The organism is Bartonella acomydis, assembly GCF_039543025.1.
In the GTDB taxonomy this organism is placed as follows: domain Bacteria; phylum Pseudomonadota; class Alphaproteobacteria; order Rhizobiales; family Rhizobiaceae; genus Bartonella; species Bartonella acomydis.
In genome coordinates, this window is sequence record NZ_BAABIY010000016.1 from 1 (window position 1) to 4204 (window position 4204).

At 42.4% G+C, this 4204-nt stretch carries 2 protein-coding genes and 2 pseudogenes; all 4 read right to left on the bottom strand.

Annotated features, from left to right (window positions below; translation table 11 throughout):
• Positions 1-449, bottom strand: a pseudogene (locus ABD909_RS04215) (filamentous hemagglutinin); the annotation flags it as partial.
• A 70-nt stretch (positions 450-519) separates the two neighbouring features.
• A complete protein-coding gene (locus ABD909_RS04220) occupies positions 520-933 on the bottom strand; it encodes a hypothetical protein (protein WP_345096722.1) in 414 nt (137 codons plus the stop codon).
• Positions 930-2345 carry a filamentous hemagglutinin gene (locus ABD909_RS04225; protein WP_345096723.1) on the bottom strand — a complete coding sequence of 472 codons (1416 nt, stop codon included), beginning with the start codon at positions 2343-2345 and terminating at the stop codon, positions 930-932. Before ABD909_RS04225 ends, ABD909_RS04220 begins: the two co-directional genes overlap by 4 nt.
• A 23-nt stretch (positions 2346-2368) precedes the next feature.
• Positions 2369-4157, bottom strand: a pseudogene (locus ABD909_RS04230) (ShlB/FhaC/HecB family hemolysin secretion/activation protein).
• Between the last annotated feature and the right edge of the window lie 47 nt (positions 4158-4204).

Sequence of the window (4204 nt, forward strand, 5' to 3'; positions counted from 1 at the left end):
ATAGGCAATTTTATAAATTTTATAAAAATAACCCAATCCTTCATCGGATAAATCATTGATCATATCTAAGCGATTATGCACTGCTCCCTCAAGGGATGTGGCGTCTATTGGTGCAACAGCCTGATGGGCTGTTGCAGTATTGCGGTTGAGAGAGCCTATGATTTCTCCAGCATCTTGCCCCATCGCCCTTTGGCCAGTTGTATTGGTTAGGATGATGGTTCCATCACTGATAGCGGATTTGGTTTCTCCTTCTGCGCCATCCTTGGCTTTGCCATGGTTTAAAACATTCTTGGTAATATTTTTTATCGTGTCATTTCCAGAAAGGCTAAAACCATNCCCGTGACTGTAATATCAAAACCGCCCGTACCTGCTTTAATGCCTGTTTGCTCTACAACACTGTGATAATCACTAGAGGATTTATCCTTGTTCAAAGAGGCGCTCATTGAACCTCCACCACCCGTTGCTCCAGCACCAAAGCCAACATTCTCATTAAAGCGCTTTGCGAATGGTTTTGCGCTGTTAAGGTTGGCATTTACGGCTATTTTTATGTTTTTTACAAAACGGGCTGTTTAAGCGCCTCTTGACACTTCTCTGGGGGATGACAGCACCAGGACGACAGATCGGCAAGTCTTCGGCTCTAAAAGTATAACATGGTCCTCCTGCTCTTGCTACCTGTTCATCTTTATAGCGGAATCCTGATTGAAGCATGCAAGCATAAATTGTTGCTTTTGCATTAATGCTATTCTTTCTGTTTTCTGGATCGATATCATAAGGGGTTGGCATACCACATTCTAACAAAGCTTTTCCTACTTCAGTAAAATCTGCTCCTGGCTTCTCCCACGCATCCAAATATCCTCCAGGAGTTTTATTAAACTGACATCCTGCAATACCTAACAAAGTTACAGCACTTAATAGCTTTAAAGTTTGTTTCATTTTTTTCTCCCTGATTTACTTAAAGGTCTTTGTTCTAGATGAGATGTGCCATAGCGCCATGTACACTTATCACCTGCATCTCCAAGGCAAGTATGGGGACTTATGGGATTGGTGATCACTCTCCCCCATTCTGTCAAAGCATTGCTGCCAGCAGGTGCTGTCTCGTAAGTATAGCCATTGCCGCCAATCACTCGGCTTACAAAGTCATATTTATGCCCATCAAAACCAATAGTGGTTTGTTTGCCATCACTCAAATAAGATAACAGACCGGCTGCAGCCCAAGCATTAGCCGCTGGTCCACGGTAATTCGTCGTTGTTTTTTTAGCTATGCCATGCACGCCTTCTTGTTTGAAAGAATTCATCATATTAAAATCTGTCAAACTGCCACGACTATGGGCTTCAAAATGCAATCCTGTGTTACCATAGCGAGACATCAGATCTTTTGCTTCTTGTGTGGAATTGGTCAAACTCCAAAAGTTATTTTCTAAAAACTTCTGATAGCCTGCTATCATAAGTTCTGAGATGGCAGAATCGGCTTGCGGAAACACTACAAAATAAAGTGGTGCATTTTGATCCTCCGCATGTTGCAATGCATAAACAGCCGCCTCATAGGGTGGAGTAAAAATGCCATTGAGGGACACATGGACCTTGCCATCAGCCCCTTCCTGTAAATGCTGCTTTTCTTCCTCCGTTAAATAATGAAACTTAGGGATTGGTTGTCCACGAGCGTCTTCTATAGGCTCTCCATTTTCATCTGTTTTATAGATTATGTTGCCCTGTTCATCACGGTCGACCACAGCGAGAGGGTGTTCTTTGAGAAACATGGTTTTGTAGGAATTATCGCTGTATTTAAACCCTTCTTCCAGCAATTGGGTGGCCATCTCACGGTTTTCATGGACGAGTTGTTCCAGCTTGCCTACATCTATAGGCGAGACACCCTTATGGGCGTCGACGGTATCGCGATTAAGAGAGGCGATAGCTTGGTCTGCATTTTGCCCTGTCAATGCTTTCTGCCCTGCTTCATCGGTGAGCACAATGGTGCTATTGCTGATAGCCGATTTGGTGTAGCCTTCCTCTTCATCATGGGCTTTTGAATGATCTAAGACATTCTGCGCATGATTGTTCCAAATAACACCAGAATGACCAATATTAAAATCATTATATTTATTGTGCGATAAACCGCTGCTATTGGGGGTGACAATATCAATGGAAGGAACCCCATTGGGGGCCGCCACTATATCTGGACGATTGGCACTACCTGCCGCTAGGTCAACAGAAATTTGCGCCTGTAACGCTGAAGCGGCTAATAAACTAGAAAAACTAAGGCCCCCAAATAAAACCTTCTTGAGCATCGTACTGGAAACTAAAAAACCTAATAAAGCGGCTCTTTGTTCTCTCTTCTCATATCTCATGCTTGTACTCCCCATCGCTATCCTTAAAGATCCATTGTTAATGTCATTAAAAACGTATCTGACTTTTTGTGCTTAACCGTGCTCCAGAAAATACTGGAATAACGCGCATCAAGAGAAACCAGGCCCCCTGCAAGCTTGATACCCGCTGTCCAACCGGCAAGCTGTTCATTGGTAAAACCATACAAAGGTTGTGCAAAAACACGACCATAGTCCAAACCAACATAGGGGCGAAATTCTCCAAAAACCTTTTTGAGTGTCGCGTTGTTGCGCCACGGAATAGTGCGCAGCATCAAATCATTACGGATAAAAAAACCATTATTGCCAAAAATCAAACTCTCACGCGTGCCGCGAACATTGGAAGCGCCCCCCAAAGAGATCTGCTCTGCTGCCAATAAATGATGTGGTGAATATTGCCCACTGAAAAGATTGCTTAAAACAAAATTCCACCCGCTCACCTCAAAGGGTGTCATAATATTAAGAGTCCCAGTAAATTTGGCAAATTGAGGCTCCGCATCCCCCGCTCCTGGAGAATGTTTTTTAACCGAATAAAAAATGGTAAGTCCTTGCAAATAACTGATATCAAAGGTCCAAGTCCCCCCTAACATCTGACGAGAATGCGATATCCCAAAATTAGCGACACTATATTGACGGCTGCCCACTTCAATCTTATTGCCGAGGAGGTAATTGTTAGTTCTTTTATAGGAAAGACCTAAATTCAAAGTCGTCAAAGAAACACTATCACGGTGGAGTACCCTGCTAGTACTGGCGTGTAACTCACTGGAATCCCCTGTCGTTTCAATATCGGTAAAATTACCCTTGATGATGCTTTGATAATTATAAGCAATGCCATTTAAACCAAAGGTCCAATAACCATAGGGGATACTCACACTTGCTGAAATGTTATTGCTATGGCCTTCTTGTTCGCTCCCGCCCCAATAATCTGTTTGACTACGTTGATAGCTAAAATCCCATGCATCATTGAGCCCTAAAATATTTTCCAACTTTAAGCCTGCACTATAACGGGCATAACCCGTTGAAGACTGTCCTAAATTGTCATGAGAAACACTAACCTTGAAAGCTTTATCCGGTTGATTGTTAATATTGACAATGCTGCTCCCCTCTTCACGACCTGGTAGAAGCTCACTTTGAGCATGTGCTGAAAAAAGCCTGTTGATTTGATCTAGACCCTGCTCAATATCGCGCATGTTGAGAATATGCTCTTCCAAACCCGGAAAAGCACTCCACACAACATAATTATATGGTGAAGCTGGTAAACCATTGTAATAAATATCCGAAAGCTTCCCCTCAACAACAACAAACTTTAACGTCTTACTGCTTTTTATATCTTGGTCGGGGATATAAAAACGCGCTGTGACATAGCCTTGATCCAAATAGACTTTGGTTAACTGCTTGATTAAAAGCTGAATATCAGCAAGACCTATACATTTCCCAACGTAAGGATCTGTGACCGCTGCTATAGCACGCTTTGTGATGTGATAAACCCCATCAACGATAATATCATCAATTGCAAAACATTGCTTTCCACCCAAAAGCGTTTCTGAATTTTGCTCTGTAGATGTTTTTGTTCTTTTCGGTGTTAAAGCGCGTAAATTCTCAAGTCTTTCTAATCGCTGCTTCTCAGAATACCCGCGAGAAAAAGTATCTGTTGGGGAATGAAAAACAGCCGAGGACCGCGCATAAACCGTTCTCCCACAACAGAACAAACAACACCAAAATGACAAGAAAAAAACTTAAAAAACGCTTCCAACCTAAAAAGATGAATAACAATACAGATTGCCCCGCTTTTATCATTCATGAAGCGATATAACGCTTCATAAACCCTCGATAATACAAATTAA